Source organism: Arthrobacter sp. K410C, from assembly GCF_059090105.1.
The window spans coordinates 1-21,564 of the sequence record NZ_JBNHFJ010000003.1 but is presented as its reverse complement, the minus strand read 5'-3'; the positions used below and the strand labels follow the sequence as shown (position 1 = coordinate 21,564).

The window sequence follows — 21,564 nt, the reverse complement described above, 5'->3', positions numbered from 1 at the left end:
TCGGTATGCCTAAATTTACGTTTCGGTGCGCCAAAGTAGCCGCCCGGACCAGCACCACACAGCGGCTGCGCCTCCGCGCCGCGGCCGTTGCAGCCGTCGTGCTTTCCCTCTTGCTCACCGCCTGCGGAGGCGGCGCCGCCGGCAACGGCGACGACGGCAAGAAGGTGGTCCTGACCACCTTTACTGTGCTGGCCGACGTCGCCCGGAACGTTGCAGGGGACAAGCTAACGGTGGAGTCCATCACCAAGGCGGGCGCCGAGATCCACGGCTACGAGCCGACGCCGGGGGACATCCGGAAAGCGTCCAAAGCCGACCTCATCCTTGATAACGGGCTGAACCTGGAAGCTTGGTTCGCCCAGTTCGTGGAGGGGCTGGACGTGCCGCACGCCGTGGTCAGTGAGGGCGTGGAACCCATGAACATCAGCGAGGACGCCTACCAGGGCAAGCCGAACCCGCACGCCTGGATGTCGCCGCTGAACGTACAAACCTACGTGGACAACATGGTGAAGGCCTTCTCGGAGCTGGATCCGGACAACGCCGAGGCCTTCAAAGCCAACGGTGACGCCTACAAGGCAGAACTCCAGGCCGTGCAGGACCAGATGACCACCCGCCTGGCCGGAGTGCCGGAGGCGCAGCGCGCCCTGGTCACCTGCGAGGGCGCATTCTCCTACCTGGCCCGCGACGCCGGGCTGAAAGAGCTCTACATCTGGGCCGTCAACGCCGAGCAGCAGGCCACCCCGCAGCAGATCACCCGGGCCATCGAGTACGTCAAGGCCAACAACGTTCCCGCGGTGTTCTGCGAGTCAACCGTCTCGGACGCCCCCATGCAGCAGGTGGTGGGTGCCACCGGCGCCAAGTTCGGCGGCACCCTCTACGTGGACTCGCTCTCCGAAGCGGACGGCCCAGTGCCCACCTACCTGGACCTCATCAGGCACGACGCCGACGTCATCACCAAGGCCCTCACCGGAGCCGGGTCATGAACACCCCCGCCATCCTCGTTGACAACGTAACCGTCCACTACGGCGAGGTCCTGGCGCTGGATGCCGCCTCCCTGACCTTGGATCCCGCCCGGATCTGCGGCCTGGTGGGCATGAACGGTTCCGGCAAGTCCACGCTGTTCAAAGTGATCATGGGCATGATCAAGCCCGACGCCGGTACTGTTCGGATCAACGGGCAGTCACCCGGCCGGGCCCGCCGGGAAGGCGGGATCGGGTATGTGCCGCAGAGCGAGGAGGTGGACTGGCAGTTCCCGCTGTCCGTCCGCGACGTGGTGATGATGGGCCGCTACGGGCACCAGGGCTTCACCCGCCGCGCGTCCAAAGCCGACCGCGCCGCCGTCGACGAGGCACTGGACCGGGTGGAACTGGGCGGCTACGCCGGGCGCCAGATCGGCCAGCTGTCCGGCGGCCAAAAGAAACGCGCGTTCGTGGCGCGGGGGATCGCGCAGGGGGCCACCACCATGCTCCTGGACGAACCCTTCGCCGGCGTGGACAAGCGCTCGGAGGCCACCATCACCCGGCTGCTCCGCGAGCTCGCCTCCGACGGCTGCACCATCCTGGTGTCCACCCACGACCTGCACGCCCTGCCCCAGCTCTGCGACGAGGCCGTGCTGCTGATGCACCGGGTGCTCATGCACGGGCCGCCGGAGCAGGTGCTGCAGCCGGAGAACCTGGCGATGGCCTTCGGCCTGGACGTGCTGAACCGCGATCTGCCGGACCAGGACATGGATGCCCGGAAGGAGCGGACCGCCTGATGGAGCTCCTCCTCGAACCCCTGTCCTATGACTTCATGGTCCGGGCCATCGTCACCACCGCGCTCGCCGCCGTCGTCTGTGCCGTGCTCAGCTGCTGGCTGGTCCTGATCGGATGGTCCCTCATGGGCGACGCCGTTTCGCACGCGGTGCTGCCCGGCGTCGTGCTTGCCTACATCGTGGGCGCCCCGTTTGCGCTGGGTGCGCTGGTGTTCGCGCTGGTGGCGGTCACCCTGATCGGGGTGGTCCGCAACACCAGCCGGGTGAAGGAAGACGCCGCAATCGGGATCGTGTTCTCCTCGCTGTTCGCGCTGGGCCTGGTGCTGATCTCCGTCACGCCCAGCCAGACCGACCTCAACCACATCATCTTCGGCAACCTCCTCGGCGTCAGCGTCCCGGACCTGATCCAGGTGCTGGTGCTCGGCGTGGTGGCCTTCGCCATCCTCATCCTCAAGCGCCGCGACCTCACCCTCTACGCCTTCGACCCCACCCATGCGCATGCCATCGGGCTTTCGCCCCGCCGGCTCGGCGCGCTCCTGCTCGGCCTGCTCGCCCTGACGTCCGTGGTGGCGCTGCAGACCGTGGGCGTGGTGCTGGTGGTGGCCATGCTCATCATCCCCGGGGCCACCGCCTACCTGCTGACCGACCGGTTCTCCCGAATGCTGGTCATCGCGCCCACCATCTCGGCCCTCTGCTCCGTGGCGGGCATCTACATCAGCTACTACCTGGACACCGCTTCCGGGGCCATGGTGGTGCTGACCCAGGGCGTGGTGTTCGGCGCCGTCTACCTCTTCAGCCCGCGGCAGGGCCTGATCGGGACCCGGCTGGCAAAGGCCCGGCGCCGTAAAGCGGCTGCACTGGCGGTGTGATTCCCGCTTCCGTTCCGACGGTTCCCTGCCCGCTCGACGTTTCCCGCCGTCGAGTCTGCAGGGAACCGTCGAAATGGCTTACGACGGCGGCACGCGGCCCGGTGCCGTCACACCACTTGGGGTCCTAGCCGGGCACCTCCGGAAATGGTGAGGTTGGCGTAAAGGGATCTTTACGGTGGAACCGGCGTGCTGAAACATCGGCGGCGCAGGATGGGCAGTGCCAGTTGTTGTGCTGCCGAAAGGATCCTCCCGTGCTGACCCAGAATCTCTTCCTGCAGGGCATCTACTCCTTCCAGGGTGCCGGGATGGAAAAGCCCGTGCCCATCCACAGCGAGCTCCTGCACTACGTCCCGGACGGCGTGGTCAACCAGACGCTGTACTTCCGCGGCGGCAATTCCAGCCCGGAACTGATCGCTGTGGTGCTCATGCGCAACGGTGTCCCCATGCGCTACTTCCCCATTGGCGCGAAGAGTGAGGTCCACGTTCCCCTGCGGGTGGTGGAGGACATCGAAGGCGGCACGGCCATTGAACTGCACGTGGCCGCGCCGGAGGGCGTGGCCGGAACCGTGGTGGTCGACCTGGGGATGGTGGAGCACTGATGGCCACGGTCCTGGTCAACCCCCGGACCCTGCGTACCGGAAGGGAACAGCGCCGGCGCCTGGTGGTCATCGGCAACGGGATGGCAGGGGCCCGGGCCGTGGAGGAGATTCTGGCGCGCGGCGGCGCCGGCATGTTCACCATCACCATGTTCGGGGACGAGCCCTACGGGAACTACAACCGGATCATGCTCAGCCATGTCCTCTCCGGCGAGGAAACCGATGCCGGGATCCTCCTGAACCCCCTGTCCTGGTACCAGGAGAACGGCATTACCCTGCACGCCGGGGTCCGGGTGGACAGGATCGACCGCTTCGCCAAGAACGTGCACTCCAGCGACGGCAGGGTGACCCCGTACGACACGCTGGTGATCGCCACCGGAAGCCGTTCCCACCTGCCGCCAATGGACGGTTTGTACACTCCCGCCGGGTCCCTTAAACAGGGCATCTTCGGGTTCCGCACCATCGATGACACGCGGAACATGCTGGCCCACGCGCGGACCGGCCATGCCCGGCATGCCGTGGTGATCGGCGGGGGACTGCTGGGGCTCGAGGCCGCCTCCGGCCTCCGGCGCCACGGCGTGTCAGTGGACGTGGTCCATTCTGGCGGGCACCTCATGAGCGCCCAAATGGGGCCCGACGGCGGGGCAGTGCTCCGCCGCAGCGTCGAGGCCCTGGGTATCGGGGTACTGACCGGCTGCCGCACCACAGCCGTGCTGGGAACGGACAGGGTCACCGGGGTCCGGCTGCGTGACAGGGCCGACCTCGAGTGCGACATGGTGGTGATGGCGGCTGGGATTCGCCCGAACGTGGACCTGGCAGTGCTCAGCGGGCTGCCGGTGGAGCGGGCCATCGTGGTGGACGATTCCCTCCGGGTCCAGGACGAGGACGAGATCTACGCCGTGGGGGAATGCGTCCAGCACCGCGGCGAGGTGTACGGCCTGGTGGCCCCGCTCTGGGAGCAGGCGGTGGTGCTGGCCAACCACGTAACGGGCGCCGACACGTCGTCGGCGTACCTGGGGACCCGGACGACCACCAAGCTGAAGGTGGCTGGGGTGGAAGTGGCCTCGATGGGCCTGCACGGGCCGGAACTGGACACGGACGAACACATTGTCTTCTCCGAGCCCAGCCGCGGGGTGTTCAAGTCGATTGTGCTCCGGGACAACAAGATGGTGGGGGCCACGCTCCTGGGCGACAGCCGCAAGGTCGCCTACCTCGCGCAGGCGTACGGCAGCGGGTTGCCGCTGCCGGAGGAGCGGCTGGGCCTGATGTTCGACCTTGGAACGCCGGGCGGGGAAACCGGCGTAGAGGAGCTCGACGGCGGCGCCCAGGTCTGCAACTGCAACGGCGTCAGCAAGGGCGCGCTGGTGGAGGCCGTGAAGGGCGGCTGCACCACGGTGGCCGGAGCCATGGAAGCCACGCGCGCCGGCAAGGGCTGTGGCTCCTGCAAACTGCTGGTGGGCCAGGTGGTGGAATGGGCTGCCGGGGGAGCAGTCGAGGAGGACCCCGCCGCCAACTACTACGTGCCCGGCATCCCGCTGGATAAGCCCGCGCTCATGGCCGAAATCCGGAGGCTGGGGCTGCGGTCCGTCTCCCAGGTGTTCCAGGCCCTGGCGCCGGACGGCCAGGAGGACGCGAAGTCCAAGATGGGCCTGGCCTCGCTGCTGAAGATGATGTGGGCTGGCGAGTACATCGATGAACGTGATGCCCGGTTCATCAACGACCGTGTCCATGCCAACATCCAGCGGGACGGAACCTTCTCCGTAGTGCCGCAGATGAAGGGCGGCGTGACCAGCGTCGAGCAGCTGCGGCGCATCGCCGACGTTGCGGAGAAACACAACGTGCCGCTCATCAAGCTCACGGGCGGGCAGCGGATCGACCTGCTGGGCATCCGCAAGGAGGACCTGCCGCAGGTATGGGCGGACCTGGACATGCCCTCCGGCTACGCGTACGGCAAGAGTTTCCGCACCGTCAAAACCTGTGTGGGTCAGGACTTCTGCCGCTACGGCACGGGGGATTCCACCGCACTCGGCATCAGGATCGAATCCCGCTTCCAGGGGCTGGAGTCACCGGCGAAGCTGAAGCTGGCGGTCTCCGGCTGCCCGCGAAATTGTGCTGAATCCCTGGTCAAGGACGTCGGCGTGGTGGCCGTTGAGGGCGGCCGCTGGGAGATCTACGTCGGCGGAGCAGCTGGCGCCCATATCCGCAAGGGCGACCTGCTGGCCACGGTGGAGAGCCAGGACGAGGTCATGGTCCTGGCCGGCCGGTTCATGCAGTACTACCGCGAGCATGCCAACTGGCTGGAGCGGACGTACTCGTTCGTGCCGCGGGTGGGCATCGAACACCTGCGGGCCGTGATCGTCGAGGACTCGGAGGGGATCGCCGGCAGCCTGGACGAGGCCATGCAGGCTTCGGTGGACAGCTACGCGGATCCGTGGCGGGAACGCGACGACCCCCAGACGCCGGGCCAGTTCCGGACCTCGCTGCCGCTGACGGCCCTGCCGCAGGTGCCGGTCCGATGAGCGGCACGCAGGCGCGCATCCACAACCTCGGCCCCGTGGACCAGATCCCGGTCGGGGAAGGCCGGGCCTTCGGCGTCGACGGGATGCAGGTGGCGGTCTTCCGGCTGCGGGACGGTTCCGTGCGCGCAGTTTCGGCCGTCTGCCCGCACCGGGGAGGACCCATCGCGGACGGCACCATCGACCGGCAGGTGGTCATGTGCCCCCTGCACCAGCACGCCTTCGACCTCGCCACCGGCTGCTCCACCACCGGCATGGACCCGCTGCAGAGCTACCGGGTGGGCCTGGACGGGCAGCAGAATCTGCTCCTGGAGACGGAGCGGCTGTAGCCCACGTCACGTAACACCCCTGGTGTCTTGTAGGATGGACAGGCCGCGCGAAGCTTCGGCTTTACGAGGGTTTGGACTCATAAACTGTAGCTGCAGGAGCAGAACACCGAATTTGTGAGCTGAATTACATCGTATTCCGGATGCGGCCAACCCCCAACCCACTAGGAACAGTTGTGCCTCAAAGTACCCCAACAGATCTCCAGAACAGCACGGCACCATCCACCGCCGTCGATCCCTCCCTCAGCGCCGAGGGCTACAGCAAGACGCTGGGCAGGCGCCATGTCACCATGATCGCCATGGGCGGCGCCATCGGCGTAGGCCTGTTCATGGGCGCAGGCGGCCGCCTCGCCTCCACCGGCCCGGCCCTGATCTTCTCGTACGCCATTGCCGGCGTCATCGCCTACCTGCTGATGCGGGCGCTGGGCGAGCTCATCATGTACCGCCAGACCTCAGGCTCGTTCGTCAGCTATGCCGGCGAGATGTTCGGCAAGAAGGGCGCGTTCCTGTCCGGCTGGATGTATTTCATCAACTGGGGCATGACCGGCATCGCCGAGCTCATCGCGATCGGCCTGTACTTCCAGTTCTTCTTCCCCAACGTCCCGGTGGAGGCCTCCGCCATGGCGGCACTGGCGCTGCTGGTGGCAGTGAACCTGCTCAGCGTCAAGGCGTTCGGCGAATTCGAATTCTGGGCCTCCTGCCTCAAGGTGGGCGCCATCCTCATCTTCCTGGTGGTCGGTACCTTCATGGTGGTCACCAACGCCCAGGTGGGCGACGGCAACGCCTCCGTGGCAAACCTCTTCGCTGCCGAAGGCGGCATGTTCCCCAAGGGCGCCCTGGTAATGGTCCTGGTCCTCAACGCCGTGATCTTCGCCTACAACGGCATCGAACTCGTGGGCATCACCGCCGGCGAGATGCAGAACCCGGAACGCGAAGTGCCCAAGGCGATCCGCGCCGTCGTGCTCCGCATCGTGGTGTTCTACGTCGGTTCCGTGACCCTGCTGGCAATGCTGCTGCCCTCCGACCAGTACGTGGCCGGCACCTCGCCGTTCGTCACGGTCTTCGGCCAGATGGGCCTGGCCTGGGTGGGTGACGTGATGAACATGATCGTCATCACCGCCGCGCTGTCCTCCTGCAACTCCGGCCTGTACTCCATCGGCCGCGTCTTCCGCACCATGGCCAACAACGGCCACGCCCCGCAGTGGCTCACCCGGATGTCCAAGCGGCACGTCCCGTACGCAGCCATCCTGGCTATCGCGGCGTTCTACCTGGTGGGCATCCTGTTGAACATCTGGCTGGGCGGCTCGCACGCGTTCGACCTGGCCCTGAACACCGCATCGATCGGCGTGATCTTCACCTGGGGTGCCATCTTCGCCAGCCAGATCGTGCTCCGCCACCGCAAGGGCGTCACCTCCAGCCTGCCGATGCCCGGATCGCCGTGGACAAGCTGGGCCGGCCTGCTCGGCCTGCTGGCCATCACCGTGCTGATCGGCTTCGACACCATGACCAGCAAGACCGGCGAGGTGTTCTACCTGGGCCTGTGGACCCTGGCCACCATCCCGTTCTTCGCGGTGCTCCTCTGGCTCGGCTGGCAGAAGGTCAAGAACAACGAGCCCAAGAACGCGCTCTACAGCTAAGCATTCCTTAGCAGCAAACGACGGCGGGACGCCCCTGGGGAGGGCGGGCCCGCCGTCGGCGTTTTCCGGCTGGGGTGCGGGAAATGGTGGTGCGGGGCGCCGGGCGGGGGCAGACTGTGGCTTGTGGGAGAACCCTGGGTGCTGCATGTTGACCTCGACCAGTTCATCGCCGCCGTGGAGGTGCTCCGCCGGCCGGAGCTGGCGGGCAAGCCGTTGATTGTGGGCGGCCGAGGTGATCCCACCGAGCGGGCGGTGGTGTCCACGGCGTCCTACGAGGCAAGGGCGTACGGCGTCGGCTCCGGGATGCCGCTGCGCATTGCCGCCCGGAAAGTCCCTGACGCCGTCATCCTGCCCGTGGACCAGGACGCCTACCTTGAAGCGTCCGGGAAAGTCATGGCGGTGCTGCGTGCACAGCCGGACGCCACTGTCCAGGTGCTGGGGTGGGATGAAGCGTTTGTGGGCGTGCGGACGGAGGACCCGGACAACTATGCCCGGCAGCTGCAGCAGGCGGTCCTGGCCGAGACCCGGCTGCACTGCAGCGTGGGCATCGGTGACACGCTGGTTCGCGCCAAGGTGGCCACGACTTTTGGCAAGCCCGCCGGGATCTTCCGTCTCACCGAGGGCAACTGGCTTGACGTCATGGGCGGCCGGCCCACCATCGACTTATGGGGTGTGGGAACCAAGGTCTCGCGCCGCCTGGCCAAGCTCGGGATCGAAACGGTCGCCCAGCTGGCGGCATCCAACCCTGATGACCTGGTTCCCGAGTTCGGCCCGAAGATGGGACCCTGGTACGCACAGCTGGGCCGCGGCGACGGCGCCCGGGAAGTTGATGACACGCCCTGGGTGGCACGGGGGCACAGCCGGGAAACCACCTTCCAGCAGGACCTGACCGGGCCCGCGCAGGTTGATGCCGCCGTCCGTGAACTGGCCGGGCACGTCCTCGAGGACGTGGCGGCCGAGGCGCGGCCGGTGGTCGGTCTGACCCTGAAGGTCCGCTACGCCCCGTTCATCACCAAGACTTATGCCCGGAAGATCCCGGAGACATCCGATCCCGAGGAAGTGCTCGCCAGGGCGCTGGACCTGGTGGCGAAGATCGAGCCGGACCGCCCCATCCGGCTGCTGGGGCTGCGGGCTGAGATGTCCATGCCCGGGGACTCCCGGCAGGGGCACACCCCCACCCGCAGCGGCTGGTGACAGGCAACCTCCGGGAAAGCAGAACGGCGGCGGATCCGGAAGGGATCCGCCGCCGTTTCTGGCTGTTGCAGCACGCCGTTCGCTGCGGCTGCGCCAGCAAGGAACTAGTCGCGCTTGAACTCGTCCTTGACGCTTTCGCCAACCTTCTTGGCATCAGCCTTGACCTGGTCCTTCTGGCCTTCAGCCCTCAGGCGGTCATTGTCAGTCGCGTTGCCCGCAGCTTCCTTGGCCTTGCCGCCCATGTCTTCTGCTGCATTACCGATCTTGTCTCCGAGGCCCATGATGGACTCCTTTCGTTTCGTCGATCAACCTGACCGCTTCACCCTAACACGAAGCATGCTTACTATTTCAAGCCCGTGTATCCGCGGGCGGATGCCTGTTGGTTGTCAGTGCCCGGGGCTAGGCTCGGAACCATGGAACAAACCACCACGCTCACCCAGCACATCCAGGCCGCCCCGGAGAAGGTGTGGTCTGTCATCACGGACATCCCGGGCTCGGCGGCGACGCTGTCCGGCGTGGAGGCGGTCCAGCTCCTCACGGACGGCCCGTACGGCGAGGGAACCCGGTGGAAGGAAACCCGGAAGATGTTCGGCCGGTCGGAAACCGTGGAGATGTGGGTGGACCAGGTGGATCCGCCCCGCAACACCACGGTGAAGGCCGTCCAAGGCGGTGCGGATTACAGCACGCGCTTCAACCTTGCTCCGCGGGACGGCGGAACGGACCTCACAGTCACGTTCGGGGCAGGGGTTGCCAAGCCCACTGCCGCAAGCCGCATTATGATGGCGCTTTTCGGAAAGATGGGCCTGGCGGCCACGCGCAAAGCCTTGGCCAAGGACCTGGCGGAGATTGCAGCGAAGGCTGAGTCGCTGTAGTGGCGGACGCCTGGCCCGCGGCCCGGAAGAAGCCGGGCCAGGGGTCGCAGCGCCCCGGCTTTCACAGGTGGTGCTGGAGGACCTTTCGGACGAGCCTGCGCCGGAGTTCCTGCGCGGCGGGAAATACGACGAAGCTGCACCATCGGCACCCTTGACTTAACGGGTGCCAGGCTCAAGGATTTCGACCTCCGGGGGACCGATTTCCGTGGCATCAGCGGATCGGGCAACGTCGCCGGAATGGTGGTCGAAGATTACCAGCTGGGCCTCCTGGCGCCGCTCCTGGCTGCGCACCTCGGCATCACCATCCTCTAGCTGGAGTTTTTGTCCACATCTGGCGACCTGCGCGCCGGCAAAGTCGCCAGATGTGGACAAAAACTCCAGAGGTACGCAACGGCAGCCCTGCCGTGTACTATTTACAGAACGAACGGTCGGTAAGTGGAGGATTCCGCGATGCCGGATGCCGATGACAGTGCTGTTTATCGCGTGAAGGGTGTTTCCATGGCTGCAACCGCAGGTCCGCAGGCTTTCCTTGTTGGCGGGGTCCGAACGCCGGTAGGCAAATACGGCGGCGCGCTCTCGTCCGTCCGCCCCGATGACCTTGCCGCCTTGGTAGTCCGGGAAGCCGTAAACCGGGCGGGCCTGGACCCGGACAGCATTGACGAGGTCATCCTGGGCAACGCCAACGGCGCGGGCGAAGAAAACCGGAACGTGGCCCGGATGGCAACCCTGCTGGCCGGGCTGCCGCTCCACATTCCCGGAATTACGGTCAACAGGCTGTGCTCCTCGGGCCTGAGTGCCATCATCCAAGCCAGCCATATGATCAAGGCCGGTGCCGCGGACATCGTGATTGCAGGCGGCGTGGAGTCCATGAGCCGCGCACCGTGGGTGCAGGAGAAGCCCGCCGCCGCCTTCGCCAAGCCGGGCCAGATCTTCGACACTTCCATCGGTTGGCGCTTCGCCAATCCGCATTTCCAGCACGGTGCCCTGTCCCGCGACGGCAAGATGACGTACTCCATGCCGGAAACCGCGGAAGAGGTGGCCAGGGTGGACAGCATCTCCCGCGAGGACGCCGACGCCTTCGCCGTCCGCTCGCACGAGCGGTCCCTCGCCGCCATCGAAGCCGGCCGGTTCAAGGACGAGATCGTCCCCGTCACCGTGAAGACCCGCAAATCGCAAAATGTGGTGGACACCGACGAAGGCCCGCGGCCGGGAACCACCATGGATGTCCTCGCCGGGCTGAAGCCGGTGGCGCACGGCGGCACGGTGGTCACCGCCGGCAACTCCTCATCCTTGAATGACGGCGCCTCCGCGATCATCGTGGCCTCGGAGGCCGCCATCGAACGGCTGGGCCTGACGCCCCGGGCACGCATCATCGACGGCGCGTCGGCCGGCTGCGAGCCGGAGATCATGGGCATCGGACCGGTTCCCGCCACCCAGAAAGTCCTGAAGCGCAGCGGCCTCAGCGTGGGCGACCTTGCCGCCGTCGAACTTAACGAAGCCTTCGCCACGCAGTCCCTTGCCTGCATCCGCCGGTTGGGCCTCGAGCCGGACATCGTCAACAACGACGGCGGCGCCATCGCCCTGGGGCACCCGCTCGGTTCCAGCGGTGCCAGGATTGCGATCACCCTGCTGGGCCGGATGGAACGCGAGGACGCCAGGATTGGCCTCGCCACCATGTGCATCGGCGTGGGCCAGGGCACCGCGATGCTGCTGGAGAAGGTCTGATGCCCGGCGCCGTGGACTTGGCTGCGGAAAAGTTTCACGCCCTCCTGGTGGAGGAACGCAGCGACCGGGTGGTGGTGCTGCTCAACAGGCCGGAGGTGCGGAACGCCATCGACCAGCAGATGGTGGACGAACTGCACACCGTCTGCACCGCGCTGGAACAGAACCCCAAAATCCTGATCATCGCCGGCGTGGATGGCGTCTTCGCCTCCGGGGCGGACATTGCACAGCTCCGGGAGCGCCGCCGGGACGACGCACTGCAGGGAATCAACTCCACCATCTTCGTCCGAATCGCCAAGCTGCCCCTGCCGGTGATCGCGGCCCTGGACGGGTACTGCCTGGGCGGTGGGGCGGAACTGGCATACGCGGCCGATTTCCGGATCGGCACCCCCGCCGTGCGGATCGGCAATCCCGAAACCGGGCTGGGGATCCTCGCCGCAGCCGGCGCCAGCTGGCGGCTCAAAGAGCTGGTGGGGGAGCCGGTGGCCAAGCAGATCCTGCTGGCCGGCCGGGTCCTTGGCGCCGAGGAGGCGCTGGCAGTCAATCTCATCACCGAAATCCATGAGCCGGACGGCCTGCTGGACGCCGCCCACCACCTCGCGGACGGGATCGGGAGGCAGGACCCGCTGGCGGTCCGCATCACCAAGTCCGTGTTCCATGCCCCGGCCGAGGCCCACCCCCTGATCGACCAGCTGGCTCAGGGGATCCTGTTCGAATCCGAGGCGAAGTTCGAGCGCATGCAGAAATTCCTGGACAGGAACGCCGCCAGGAAGGCTGGCAAGGAATCCGGCCGGGCGGCCGGCAGTGAAACCGGAAAGAAGAACTGATGAACAACCCCCAACTTGCTCCGGGCCTCCCCTCACATGTTGGTGTCCTGGGCGGCGGCCGTATGGGCGCCGGCATCGCGCATGCCTTCCTGGTGAAAGGCGCCGACGTGCTGGTGGTCGAGCGCGACGAGCCGTCCGCTGAGGCTGCCCGCGAGCGGATCGAGGCGGCAGCGGCCAAGAGCATTGAGCGCGGCGCCACCGATGCCAACCTGGATGAGATGGTGTCACGGCTGGCTGTGGGCGTGGACTACGACGCCTTCACCGGCCGGCAGCTGGTGGTGGAGGCCGTACCAGAGGACTGGGACCTGAAGGTCACCGCCCTGCGCGGCATCGAGGAACGCCTGGCCGACGACGCGTACCTCGCCTCCAACACCTCATCACTATCCGTCAACGGACTTGCCGGCGAACTGAAGCGGCCGGAGCACTTCCTGGGCCTGCACTTCTTCAACCCCGTCCCGGCGTCCACCCTCATCGAAGTGGTGCTGGGGGAGCGCACCTCACCCGGACTCGCGCAGGCCGCCAAGGGGTGGGTGGAGGCCCTCGGCAAAACCGCCGTCGTCGTCAACGACGCCCCGGGCTTCGCGTCCTCCCGCCTCGGGGTCGCCATCGCGCTGGAGGCGATGCGCATGGTGGAAGAGGGCGTCGCCTCGCCGGAGGACATCGACGCCGCCATGGTCCTGGGCTACAAGCACCCCACGGGGCCGCTTCGGACCACCGACATTGTGGGGCTGGATGTCAGGCTGGGGATTGCTGAGTACCTGCACTCCACCCTGGGGGAGCGGTTCGCGCCACCGCAGATCCTCAAGGACAAGGTGGCCCGCGGTGAACTGGGACGCAAGGCCGGCAAGGGCTTCTACGACTGGTCCAGCTAGGACGGCGCTTTAGGCGGTTGCCTAGTCGAAGAACCCGACGATATAGCCGATGAAGTAGAGCAAGGACAGCAGGACCACGATCCCGATGATCGCGATCCACAGGAACTGGATGCTCTTCTTGGTCCCGTGCTCGTCGTGCCCCTGCGGGCCGGCGGTGGAGGCTTCGCCGGGCGGGGTCTCTCCCGGCGGCACGCCGCCGCCCGGCTCCAGGCCTGTGATCCTGTCGTCCTCCGGGTCCGGATTTGTTCCTGACACGTCAACTCCCTTTTGCTCGCCGTCCTGGTGCTGTCCCAGCGTAACCGGCACCGATGAGGGGGCCTAGGCTGGTGCAGTGACTTTCCTAGAACCCCTTACCCTGACCGGCCGCCATGTAATCCTGGAGCCGCTGGCCGAGGAGCACCACGACGGCCTGGTTGCTGCGGCAACCGACGGTGAGCTGTGGAAGCTCTGGTATACCTCGGTGCCCGCGCCGGAGGAAATGGCCGACGAGATCGGGCGCCGCCTGGCGCTGCAGGATGAGGGCTCGATGCTGCCGTTCACCACCCGGCTGATCGACCCCGCCACCGGGGGTCCCGGCAGGATCATCGGGATGACCACGTATATGAATATCGACGCCGGCACGCCCCGGGTGGAGATCGGCTCCACCTGGAACGCGGCGTCAGCCCAGGGCACGGGCACCAATCCGGACTCCAAGTTGCTGCTGCTCCGGCACGCGTTCGAGACCATCGGCTGCCCTGCCGTCGAGTTCCGCACGCACTGGCTCAACCACCAGTCGCGCGAGGCGATCGCGCGGCTGGGTGCCAAGCAGGACGGGGTGCTGCGGAACCATTCCCGGACCCGCGACGGCATCCTCCGGGACACAGTGGTGTTCTCCATCCTTGAGCACGAATGGCCCATGGTCCGCGCCGGGCTGGAGCACAGGCTCGCCCGGCGCGGGTAGGCGGTCTGGAACAAAGGACTACGGTCGTGCCAGCTGCCGCAGGTTTACTGAAGACAACAAAGCCTCCGCGTATTGGGCGTGGCCAGTCGGGTTCGGGTGGAAGCTGAACACCGCCTCAAGCACAAGCGTGTAGGTGTACGTTTCGCCCGGCGCGGGCGGGCGTCATCAGCGTGCGGCCCGCAATTTCCCTAATTCTTCCCCAATCGTGACGTGCGTCTCCTGTGACTGGTGTGATTAGCTGGCCGGGTGACGAAAACGGGCAGGTCCATGGATTGGGACGGTGCTGTCAACGCGTGGCACGTGGCCGGCGGCGTTTACCGGATGGGACGCCGCGAATGGCTGACGGAGGCGGGATGGCAGCAGGCGTTCGACGACGGCGTCCGCACCGTCGTCGACCTTCGCAATGCCGCGGAGGCGCGCCGCCGGGACACCGATCCTCTGGTGTCGGACGGCGCATGGCACGGCATGGCCGTCGTCTCGGCACCCACCGAAGAACCCGGCCACCCCCGCTTCACCGAACTGTGCGGTCCCTACCTCAACGATCCCGCCTTCTATGCGGACAACGCCCGCATCTTCCCCGCAAAGCTGGTGGGCGTCTTCCGGGCGCTCGCGGCAGGGGCGGAACGCGGCGGGGTGATCCTGCACTGCGCCGCCGGACGCGACCGCAGCGGCATGGTGGCCGCCATGGTGCAGGACTTGGCGGGGGACACGGACCAGGACATCGCCGAGGGTTACCGCCTCGCCGCCCGCGGCATCAATGAGCGCTACCGGACCCACGGTCCCCCGCATGACCGGGAACGCTACCTGGACGACGCCGAACTGGCACCACTGCTCGAGCGGCGCGGGGCCGCCGTGGTGGAGTTCGTCCGTACCCTGGACACCCGGGGCTACCTGCTCCGGAACGGCCTTAGCACCGACGAACTCGACGCCGTGCTGTCCCTGTGCGGGATGGGAGTGGCCCGATGAGGGCGGCCCGCCTGCCCCGGTTCCTGTCCCTTGGGGCCGTCGCCGGGGTGCTGGCGTCCTCCGCCTACGTGACTGCTCCTGCATGGGCGGCGGACCAGGCTCCTGAGGCTCCCGGCGTCGGGCTATCCGACGGCGGCCCCGTCCTTTCGGAAGCGGCGCTCGCCGAAGCGGTGCAGCGGGATCTCGGCCTCACCCCGGAGCAGTTCACCGCGGCTGGGGAGCTTGGTTCCCGGGCGGCTGCTGCGGCCGTGCAGCTCCGCGACGTCCCGGGGTACGTGGGCATCAGGCTGGAAGACGGCCGGATCGTGGTGACAGGGTCCGGTGCCGAGCTGCTGGCGAAAGTGGCCGGGCTCGCTGTTCAAATACCGGAATTGGTGGTGGAGGCACCGGCGCCCGAAGCCAGGCTGGCGGATCCTGGCGCCGCAGCTGCCCCTGGCGAAGGGGCGGAACTGGCCGTCAGCACCGAACAGCTGTTCCAGGCCTACGTGCGCGAGGTCGGCCCGGAAGGACTCCAGGCTGTGCTGGCGTCCGGCGGGAAATTCGTGATCCGCACCGGCGGCGTCAACACGCCCGAGTCAACCGAGAGGACTGGCACAGCAGCCGTTCCGGCCCGCGCCGGAAAGGTGTCGCCCGCCGAGTTCGTGGCCAAGTACGCCAACGTGGAGCTCGACGGCGGCGCCTCGCTTGCGCCCGAAGCGGACGTTCCCGGGGGAGTGGGCTACATCGCCGACACCGGCTGGGTCTGCTCCACGGGCTTCTCCGCCTTCGACCCCGCAGGCCTGCCCGCTGTTCTCTCCGCCGGGCACTGTGCCTCCGATGGTGCGGCGAAATCCGCAACCCTGCATTTCCTCGGCGAATCTGCCGGCCTGCTGGGCGACTTTGGCTTCAGCCAGTACGGCGGCCCGGGCAACTCGAGGGTCCTGGACCCCAACACCGCCACCGGCCCGGGCGGCACGGCTCTGACTGACCCCGGGAATGTGGGCACCGACATCTCCGTCATCGAGTCCCTGCGCACCGACGTGGACCCGCTGCCGGCAGCCAGCACGTGGGGTCACCCCGCCGAGCCGGGCCCGGACGTCAAGATCATCGGCAGCGCAGACCCCGTGCCGGGAATGCCGGTGTGCCGCTCGGGACGGACGTCTTTCTGGTCCTGCGGGACCATCGATGCGGTGGGGATCTTCGTTGTCCCCGGCCATGGCTACGCAACGGACCCCACCGACTTGCGGGCCTTCCGCGGTTTCCTGTCCTACGCCGTGCAGTCCAGTGGCGGTGACTCCGGCGGCCCCTACGTCAGCGGCAATTACGCAGTGGGGACGCATGCTGCCGGCGACACCCCGGATGAGAACGGCAACGTCGTCCAGAACATGGCCATTGCGGTGACCCTTAGCGAGGGCCTGGCTGTCCTGCCGGGTTACCAGCTGGAAGTCTTCCTCAACAGACCTGCCGTCACCAGCCCCGCGCCCGGCGGCACCTTCGAAGCGGGGCAGCCGGTCAGCGGCACTGTTCCCGCCGCACCGGCTTCCGCCGTGGCTGCCGGGTCAACAGTCCGGATCACCCTGGACGGCGAAGATCCCTTCGAGGTTCCGGTGGACAGCGCCGGAAACTGGAGCTTCACGGCCCCTGAAAGCATCCCCGGGGGCAGCGGAAAGCTGCGGTTCACCGCCGAGACGGTCAACGGGTTCAGTGTTTCCGGCACCAGCAGTTTCGAGTTTGGGGGTGTACCGGAAGAGCAGCCCGCACCTCCGGCACCGGCTGAATCGCCCGCGCCTCCGGTGCCAGTCGAACCCGCAGCAATGGTGCCTGCTCCCGCGCCGACCGGAACGGCACCCGCCAGCCCGGCCCCGGCTGGCCCGGCTCCTGTCCCCCCGTCGGATCCCTCGGATGGCGGCGCCGCCGTCGTACCTTCCCCGACCGGGACGCCGCCCGCCGGCCTGGCCGATACATCGGGCCCGTACAGGGCGGGCTCCACTGGCGGGCTCGCCTACACCGGCACCAGCGCACTTCTGCCGGCGGCAGGTGCGGCGTTGGCGGCGCTCGCCGTCGGCATCCTCCTGACAGTCCTGGTCCGCCGGCGGAACCTGCGCCGCGTCCCCTAGTTTCGGATGGGCGGGGACGCCTGTGGCGCCCCCGCCCATGTGGCCAGCCTTCGGGGCCGGACCTCCTGCCCGCGGTCAGCGGTGACCGTGCCACCTGTCGTCGCCGTCAACCACCTGCACGGCCGTGGCCAGGGTGCCGTCGGCCAGGCTTCCCCAGGCATAGACGATGGTGTTCGTCCCGCCTGCAACGGTGATATCAGCCGGGCCGATCACCGGGGCGGTGGTTCCTGCCGCGGCTACCGCAGCTGAGACCGTGCCGGCCCTCAGCTTCAGCACAGCTTCATCGGGATTCGTGAGGCCTTGGATAACGGGTTCGCCGTTAGCCAGCACGTCGACGGCGGGAGCTGCGGCCACGTGCCTGACCGTCAGTTTGCCTTTCCTGTCGTTGCGCAGGCCCTTGGTGCTGTTTTCGAACAGCGAAGCCGTGGGGGCGCCCTCGGCGCTGAGGTGGGCCACGGCTGTGTAGTTGCCACCCTCGTCGAGCTGCACATTCACAGGCCCGATCACCGGGTTCTTGGCGGAGGTGGCATCGGCGGCAGTCACGGCAATCTGGTAGTCGCCGGCAGCCAGTTCCAGCGGCCCTGCCAGGGTGCCGGGAGTGAAGTCATCAAGCGTGAGGTTCCCGTTCACCCACACGTCCACCGTCAGGCCCGGAACACCATGGAGAACGGACAGCAGCGCGCCGTCGTCGTCGTGGTGCCAACCGCCGGCCTGGGCGGGAGGGGCGAAGGCCAACGAGGCGGCCAGGGAAAGTGCTCCGGCGGCGTAACCCATTCTGCGCATATCAAACTCCTTCAAGGATGCCCGGCAGCCCGGGCTGTTTGTGCTTACGCGCTCAATACCGGGGACGTGCAGTCTTTGGATGCAGCGTGGGGGAAGTTTTCCTGGCTAGTGCTTGTGGCGCCGCATCAGCAGGTTGGTGATGCGGAGCGTGCAGAGCCGCTGGCCGATCTCGTTGGTGATCAGCACCTCGTGCGTGGTGAGCGTGCCGCCGAGGTGGATGGGCGTGGCGGTGATGGTGACCAGCCCTTCCCGGGCGGACCGGTGGTGCGTGGCGGAAACATCTACGCCCACCGCCGTCTTGCCCATCGTGCTGGCGTGAATCACGGCGGCCCAGGAGCCCACCGCCTCGCCCACGGCCAGCGAGGCCCCACCGTGGAGCAGTCCGAATGACTGCCTGTTGCCCTCCACCGGCATGGTGGCCACAACGCGCTCCACTGACTCCTCCACGATCTTCACCCCCATCTTCTCGTCCAGCTCGCCGAGGGTGATCTTCCACAGCTCATGCTCTGTGGGGGAGTGGTCCTGCGTCTCGGCGGAATTCGGAACAGGGGTGCTCATGGGAGTCTCCTTCGGTGTTGCCGGACGGCACATTCATGTATGGTTCTTATATTACCGAACGGACGGTCAGTAATCATTGACCGCCTTTCTGCCCCCCTTGTTGGAAGGACCCGTCAACGATGACCACCACAGCCACAGCTCCCCAGGCCACGGTCGACACCGTGGAGACAGTGCCCAGCTTCATCCAGGATGCCTGGTGGACCCCCGACGCCGGCACCTCTTCCTCCGCAGTCCCGGTCCGTGACGCGAGCACCGGGGAGATCCTGGCCAAGGTGAGCACCGAGGGGCTGGACCTGCAGGCCGTGGTGGACTACGGCCGCGGCACCGGCCAGGAAGAACTGGGCAAGCTCACCTTCCACCAGCGTGCGCTCAAGCTCAAGGAGCTCGCTCAGTACCTGCACGCCCGGCGCGAGCACTTTTACAACTTCTCCTTCCAGACCGGCGCCACCAAGATCGATTCCATGGTGGACATCGACGGCGGCATCGGCGTCCTCTTCACCTTCGGCTCCAAGGGCCGGCGCGAGCTGCCCAACTCGCAGGTGGTGGTGGACGGGCCCATGGAGGTGCTTTCGAAGGACGGTTCCTTCGCCGGCGAGCACATCTACACCCGCATACCGGGTGTGGCCGTGCAGATCAACGCCTTCAACTTTCCGGTTTGGGGCATGCTCGAAAAGTTCGCCCCCGCGTTCCTCGCCGGGGTTCCCACCATCGTCAAGCCCGCCACCCCCACCGGCTATGTTGCCGCGGCTGTGGTCAAGGCCATCGTCGAATCCAACATCCTGCCGAAGGGCTCGCTGCAGCTGATCTCCGGCTCAGTCCGCGGCCTGCTGGACGTGCTGGATTACCGCGATTACGTCTCCTTCACCGGCTCGGCCTCCACTGCCCTGTCCCTGAAGTCCCACCCGAACGTGGTCCAGGGCGGCGTCCGGTTCACTTCCGAAACCGACTCCCTGAACGCGGCCATCCTCGGCCCCGACGCCGTGGAGGGCACCCCGGAGTTCGATGCCTTCGTGAAGTCCGTGGTCACCGAAATGACCGTCAAGGCGGGCCAGAAGTGCACCGCCATCCGCCGGACCATCGTCCCTGAGGCGCTGGTACCCGCCGTCGTGTCCGCCATCGGCAAGCGGGTCCAGGAGCGCGTGGTGCTCGGCGACCCCCGTGGCGAAGGCGTCACCATGGGCGCGCTGGCCTCCGTTGAGCAGCTTCAGGACGTGCGCGCCGCCGTGCAGTCCATGCTCGACGCCGGCGGCGAGCTTGCGTACGGAACGCTGGATTCGCCGTCGGTCACCACCGCCGACGGCACCTCCGCGGTGGTGGAGGAAGGTGCCTTCATGTCTCCCGTCGTGCTCAGCTGGAACGATCCGGAAGCGGAGGCGCTGCACTCCCTGGAGGCCTTCGGCCCCGTTTCGTCGGTGATCGGCTACAAGGACCTGGCCGACGCCGTCCGGCTCGCCGCCCGGGGCAGCGGCTCGCTGGTGGCCACGGTCTGCACCAACGATCCAGCCGTGGCACGGGAACTGGTAACGGGCATTGCCGCCCATCACGGCCGCGTGCTGATGCTCAACCGCGAGGACGCACGGTCCTCCACCGGGCACGGATCGCCCGTGCCGCACCTGGTCCACGGCGGACCCGGCCGCGCCGGCGGCGGCGAGGAATTGGGCGGCATCCGCTCCGTGATGCACCATATGCAGCGCACCGCCATCCAGGGCTCGCCGAACATGCTCACGGCCGTCACCGGCATCTGGCACGCCGGGGCCGACCGCAACTTCACCGTGGAAACCGAAGGGACCCACCCGTTCCGGAAGCCGCTGGAGACGCTGCGGATCGGCGACGCCGTCCGGTCCGACCTGCGGCAGGTCACCCTGGAGGACATCACCGCCTTCGCCAACAGCACCGGCGACACCTTCTACGCCCACACCAACCAGGAAGCCGCCGAAGCCAACCCGTTCTTCCCGGGCATCGTTGCCCACGGCTACCTGCTTCTCAGCTGGGCCGCCGGTTTGTTCGTGGAACCTGCACCGGGCCCGGTGCTGGCCAACTACGGGCTGGAGAACCTGCGCTTCATCACCCCGGTGGCCGCCGGCGACTCCATCCGGGTCACCCTCACCGCCAAGAAGATCACCCCGCGCGAGACGGACGAGTACGGCGAGGTGGCCTGGGACGCCGTCCTGACCAACCAGAACGACGAGATCGTGGCCACCTACGACGTCCTCACCCTCGTCGAAAAGTAACCACCCCGACGCGCGCTCACTTGTGGCGGCTTCCCCGGTATGCCCGCTCTCTTATGGTTGCCTTTTCCCCAACGCCCGCTCACCCAGGTGAGCGGGCGTTGGGTGTTTAGCGACCATAGGTGAGCGGGCGTTCCGGTTTTAGCGACCATAGGTGAGCGGGCATTGGCATTTTGGGCTCTAAAGGTGAGAGAGCGTTTGGGGTTTGGGCGCCAAAAGTGGAAGAGCGTTTTAGGGGGTGGGGGCGTAAAATTCTGCCCGTAGGAGGTGGCCACATGACCCTAAGAATGAAATCAGCCACAACCATCCTGCCAGTCGATGATGCAGCCCGCGCCCACAGTTTCTACACCGAGAAACTTGGACTCCCGCACCGCGGTATGACAGACGATGGAAGCGAAATACTGGGCATCGACGGCGGCGCCATGCTGCAGCTGATGCCGGTCAGGGACGGCAAGCACTCGGAACACACGGCCCTCAGCTTCGAGGTGACGGATATCGAGCAAACCGTCCGCGAGATGGAGTCCATGGGCGTGCAGTTCCAGGACTACGACTTGCCCAACCTGAAGACCGAGAACCACATCTGCACCACGGGCTCGGAGAAGAGCGCTTGGTTCATGGACACCGAGCACAACATCCTCTGCGTCCACGAGAACCTGGGCGACAGGATGGAGTACCAGCTCTAGGCATCACAAAAGACGCAGGGGCGCCCCGGAAATGAACTGGTCCCCGAAAGTTGGACTGGGTAAGTAAGAGCCTAAGCCGCGAGGGCCTGAGCACGGTATTGCACCGGGCTCAGGCCCTCGAGCTTTGTC

At 67.1% G+C, this 21,564-nt stretch carries 21 protein-coding genes and 1 pseudogene; 18 read left to right on the top strand and 4 right to left on the bottom strand.

All coding sequences use genetic code 11. The annotated features are described in order from the left end of the window. Window positions 1–5: 5 nt before the first annotated feature. The 8 genes from AC5RU7_RS06865 (at window position 6) to AC5RU7_RS06830 (ending at window position 8,888) form a co-directional block, all read left to right on the top strand. Window positions 6–980: a metal ABC transporter substrate-binding protein gene (locus AC5RU7_RS06865; protein WP_494051645.1), complete on the top strand. Its 975-nt coding sequence runs from the start codon at window positions 6–8 to the stop codon at window positions 978–980. Then, a complete protein-coding gene (locus AC5RU7_RS06860) occupies window positions 977–1,753 on the top strand; it encodes a metal ABC transporter ATP-binding protein (RefSeq protein ID WP_494051644.1) in 777 nt (258 codons plus the stop codon). The genes AC5RU7_RS06865 and AC5RU7_RS06860 overlap by 4 nt, the downstream gene beginning before the upstream one ends. After that, the gene (locus AC5RU7_RS06855) at window positions 1,753–2,619 is read left to right on the top strand and encodes a metal ABC transporter permease (protein WP_494051643.1); all 867 of its coding nucleotides are present in this window, start codon (window positions 1,753–1,755) and stop codon (window positions 2,617–2,619) included. The genes AC5RU7_RS06860 and AC5RU7_RS06855 overlap by 1 nt, the downstream gene beginning before the upstream one ends. 251 nt (window positions 2,620–2,870) lie before the next feature. Then, on the top strand, window positions 2,871–3,218 hold the full coding sequence (locus tag AC5RU7_RS06850; protein ID WP_494051642.1) for a molybdopterin oxidoreductase: 348 nt from the start codon (window positions 2,871–2,873) through the stop codon (window positions 3,216–3,218). Then, a complete protein-coding gene (gene nirB / locus AC5RU7_RS06845; RefSeq protein WP_494051641.1) occupies window positions 3,218–5,734 on the top strand; it encodes a nitrite reductase large subunit NirB in 2,517 nt (838 codons plus the stop codon). Before AC5RU7_RS06850 ends, nirB begins: the two co-directional genes overlap by 1 nt. Then, entirely contained in the window at window positions 5,731–6,060 is a 330-nt protein-coding gene (locus AC5RU7_RS06840; RefSeq protein WP_494051640.1) for a Rieske (2Fe-2S) protein, read from the top strand. Before nirB ends, AC5RU7_RS06840 begins: the two co-directional genes overlap by 4 nt. Before the next feature lie 173 nt (window positions 6,061–6,233). Continuing rightward, entirely contained in the window at window positions 6,234–7,694 is a 1,461-nt protein-coding gene (locus AC5RU7_RS06835; protein ID WP_494051639.1) for an amino acid permease, read from the top strand. 123 nt (window positions 7,695–7,817) lie between these two features. After that, window positions 7,818–8,888: a DNA polymerase IV gene (locus tag AC5RU7_RS06830; protein ID WP_494051638.1), complete on the top strand. Its 1,071-nt coding sequence runs from the start codon at window positions 7,818–7,820 to the stop codon at window positions 8,886–8,888. Between the two features lie 104 nt (window positions 8,889–8,992). Here the strand turns inward: AC5RU7_RS06830 and AC5RU7_RS06825 are convergent, their stop codons facing one another. Further along, window positions 8,993–9,169 carry a CsbD family protein gene (locus AC5RU7_RS06825; RefSeq protein WP_009356651.1) on the bottom strand — a complete coding sequence of 59 codons (177 nt, stop codon included), beginning with the start codon at window positions 9,167–9,169 and terminating at the stop codon, window positions 8,993–8,995. Window positions 9,170–9,301: 132 nt separating this feature from the next. On the opposite strand from AC5RU7_RS06825, the gene AC5RU7_RS06820 reads away from it, so the two are divergent. The 5 genes and pseudogenes from AC5RU7_RS06820 to AC5RU7_RS06800 all read left to right on the top strand — a co-directional run bounded on the left by AC5RU7_RS06820 (window position 9,302) and on the right by AC5RU7_RS06800 (window position 13,181). Then, window positions 9,302–9,760 carry an SRPBCC family protein gene (locus tag AC5RU7_RS06820; RefSeq protein ID WP_494051637.1) on the top strand — a complete coding sequence of 153 codons (459 nt, stop codon included), beginning with the start codon at window positions 9,302–9,304 and terminating at the stop codon, window positions 9,758–9,760. A gap of 132 nt (window positions 9,761–9,892) precedes the next feature. Continuing rightward, window positions 9,893–10,072, top strand: a pseudogene (locus tag AC5RU7_RS06815) (pentapeptide repeat-containing protein); the annotation flags it as partial. Between the two features lie 186 nt (window positions 10,073–10,258). After that, window positions 10,259–11,485: a thiolase family protein gene (locus AC5RU7_RS06810; protein ID WP_494051636.1), complete on the top strand. Its 1,227-nt coding sequence runs from the start codon at window positions 10,259–10,261 to the stop codon at window positions 11,483–11,485. Beyond that, window positions 11,485–12,309: an enoyl-CoA hydratase/isomerase family protein gene (locus AC5RU7_RS06805; RefSeq protein ID WP_494051635.1), complete on the top strand. Its 825-nt coding sequence runs from the start codon at window positions 11,485–11,487 to the stop codon at window positions 12,307–12,309. Before AC5RU7_RS06810 ends, AC5RU7_RS06805 begins: the two co-directional genes overlap by 1 nt. Beyond that, window positions 12,309–13,181 carry a 3-hydroxyacyl-CoA dehydrogenase family protein gene (locus tag AC5RU7_RS06800; protein ID WP_494051634.1) on the top strand — a complete coding sequence of 291 codons (873 nt, stop codon included), beginning with the start codon at window positions 12,309–12,311 and terminating at the stop codon, window positions 13,179–13,181. Before AC5RU7_RS06805 ends, AC5RU7_RS06800 begins: the two co-directional genes overlap by 1 nt. 21 nt (window positions 13,182–13,202) lie before the next feature. Here AC5RU7_RS06800 and AC5RU7_RS06795 read toward each other — a convergent pair whose 3' ends face one another. Then, window positions 13,203–13,436 (bottom strand): DUF6480 family protein, encoded by a 234-nt coding sequence (locus AC5RU7_RS06795; RefSeq protein ID WP_494051633.1) that lies wholly within the window; start codon window positions 13,434–13,436, stop codon window positions 13,203–13,205. 76 nt (window positions 13,437–13,512) lie between these two features. On the opposite strand from AC5RU7_RS06795, the gene AC5RU7_RS06790 reads away from it, so the two are divergent. From AC5RU7_RS06790 to AC5RU7_RS06780, 3 genes are all read left to right on the top strand, one after another. Continuing rightward, the gene (locus AC5RU7_RS06790; protein ID WP_494051632.1) at window positions 13,513–14,121 is read left to right on the top strand and encodes a GNAT family N-acetyltransferase; all 609 of its coding nucleotides are present in this window, start codon (window positions 13,513–13,515) and stop codon (window positions 14,119–14,121) included. 267 nt (window positions 14,122–14,388) lie between these two features. Next, entirely contained in the window at window positions 14,389–15,087 is a 699-nt protein-coding gene (locus AC5RU7_RS06785; protein WP_494051631.1) for a tyrosine-protein phosphatase, read from the top strand. Further along, window positions 15,084–17,183, top strand: coding sequence for a S1 family peptidase (locus tag AC5RU7_RS06780; protein WP_494051630.1), 2,100 nt, complete (start codon window positions 15,084–15,086; stop codon window positions 17,181–17,183). Before AC5RU7_RS06785 ends, AC5RU7_RS06780 begins: the two co-directional genes overlap by 4 nt. Before the next feature lie 75 nt (window positions 17,184–17,258). Here AC5RU7_RS06780 and AC5RU7_RS06775 read toward each other — a convergent pair whose 3' ends face one another. Continuing rightward, window positions 17,259–17,966 carry a DUF4397 domain-containing protein gene (locus AC5RU7_RS06775; protein ID WP_494051629.1) on the bottom strand — a complete coding sequence of 236 codons (708 nt, stop codon included), beginning with the start codon at window positions 17,964–17,966 and terminating at the stop codon, window positions 17,259–17,261. 105 nt (window positions 17,967–18,071) lie between these two features. Continuing rightward, on the bottom strand, window positions 18,072–18,524 hold the full coding sequence (locus tag AC5RU7_RS06770; protein WP_494051628.1) for a PaaI family thioesterase: 453 nt from the start codon (window positions 18,522–18,524) through the stop codon (window positions 18,072–18,074). Window positions 18,525–18,643: 119 nt separating this feature from the next. Between AC5RU7_RS06770 and paaZ the strand changes: the two genes are divergently transcribed. After that, window positions 18,644–20,755, top strand: a complete 2,112-nt coding sequence (gene paaZ / locus AC5RU7_RS06765; RefSeq protein ID WP_494051627.1) for a phenylacetic acid degradation bifunctional protein PaaZ — start codon at window positions 18,644–18,646, stop codon at window positions 20,753–20,755. A gap of 272 nt (window positions 20,756–21,027) precedes the next feature. Next, complete coding sequence (locus AC5RU7_RS06760; protein WP_494051626.1) at window positions 21,028–21,435, top strand: VOC family protein; 408 nt, start codon at window positions 21,028–21,030, stop codon at window positions 21,433–21,435. The last annotated feature ends 129 nt before the right edge of the window (window positions 21,436–21,564 follow it).

What these genes read in the sequence shown, in the direction of transcription:
- AC5RU7_RS06865 (WP_494051645.1), top strand. Translation starts at nt 6, where the DNA reads ATGCCTAAATTTACGTTTCGGTGCGCCAAAGTAGCCGCCCGGACCAGC.
- AC5RU7_RS06860 (WP_494051644.1), top strand. Translation starts at nt 977, where the DNA reads ATGAACACCCCCGCCATCCTCGTTGACAACGTAACCGTCCACTACGGC.
- AC5RU7_RS06855 (WP_494051643.1), top strand. Translation starts at nt 1,753, where the DNA reads ATGGAGCTCCTCCTCGAACCCCTGTCCTATGACTTCATGGTCCGGGCC.
- nirB (WP_494051641.1), top strand. Translation starts at nt 3,218, where the DNA reads ATGGCCACGGTCCTGGTCAACCCCCGGACCCTGCGTACCGGAAGGGAA.
- AC5RU7_RS06840 (WP_494051640.1), top strand. Translation starts at nt 5,731, where the DNA reads ATGAGCGGCACGCAGGCGCGCATCCACAACCTCGGCCCCGTGGACCAG.
- AC5RU7_RS06825 (WP_009356651.1), bottom strand. Translation starts at nt 9,169, where the DNA reads ATGGGCCTCGGAGACAAGATCGGTAATGCAGCAGAAGACATGGGCGGC.
- AC5RU7_RS06820 (WP_494051637.1), top strand. Translation starts at nt 9,302, where the DNA reads ATGGAACAAACCACCACGCTCACCCAGCACATCCAGGCCGCCCCGGAG.
- AC5RU7_RS06810 (WP_494051636.1), top strand. Translation starts at nt 10,259, where the DNA reads ATGGCTGCAACCGCAGGTCCGCAGGCTTTCCTTGTTGGCGGGGTCCGA.
- AC5RU7_RS06805 (WP_494051635.1), top strand. Translation starts at nt 11,485, where the DNA reads ATGCCCGGCGCCGTGGACTTGGCTGCGGAAAAGTTTCACGCCCTCCTG.
- AC5RU7_RS06800 (WP_494051634.1), top strand. Translation starts at nt 12,309, where the DNA reads ATGAACAACCCCCAACTTGCTCCGGGCCTCCCCTCACATGTTGGTGTC.
- AC5RU7_RS06785 (WP_494051631.1), top strand. Translation starts at nt 14,389, where the DNA reads ATGGATTGGGACGGTGCTGTCAACGCGTGGCACGTGGCCGGCGGCGTT.
- AC5RU7_RS06780 (WP_494051630.1), top strand. Translation starts at nt 15,084, where the DNA reads ATGAGGGCGGCCCGCCTGCCCCGGTTCCTGTCCCTTGGGGCCGTCGCC.
- AC5RU7_RS06775 (WP_494051629.1), bottom strand. Translation starts at nt 17,966, where the DNA reads ATGCGCAGAATGGGTTACGCCGCCGGAGCACTTTCCCTGGCCGCCTCG.
- AC5RU7_RS06770 (WP_494051628.1), bottom strand. Translation starts at nt 18,524, where the DNA reads ATGAGCACCCCTGTTCCGAATTCCGCCGAGACGCAGGACCACTCCCCC.
- paaZ (WP_494051627.1), top strand. Translation starts at nt 18,644, where the DNA reads ATGACCACCACAGCCACAGCTCCCCAGGCCACGGTCGACACCGTGGAG.
- AC5RU7_RS06760 (WP_494051626.1), top strand. Translation starts at nt 21,028, where the DNA reads ATGACCCTAAGAATGAAATCAGCCACAACCATCCTGCCAGTCGATGAT.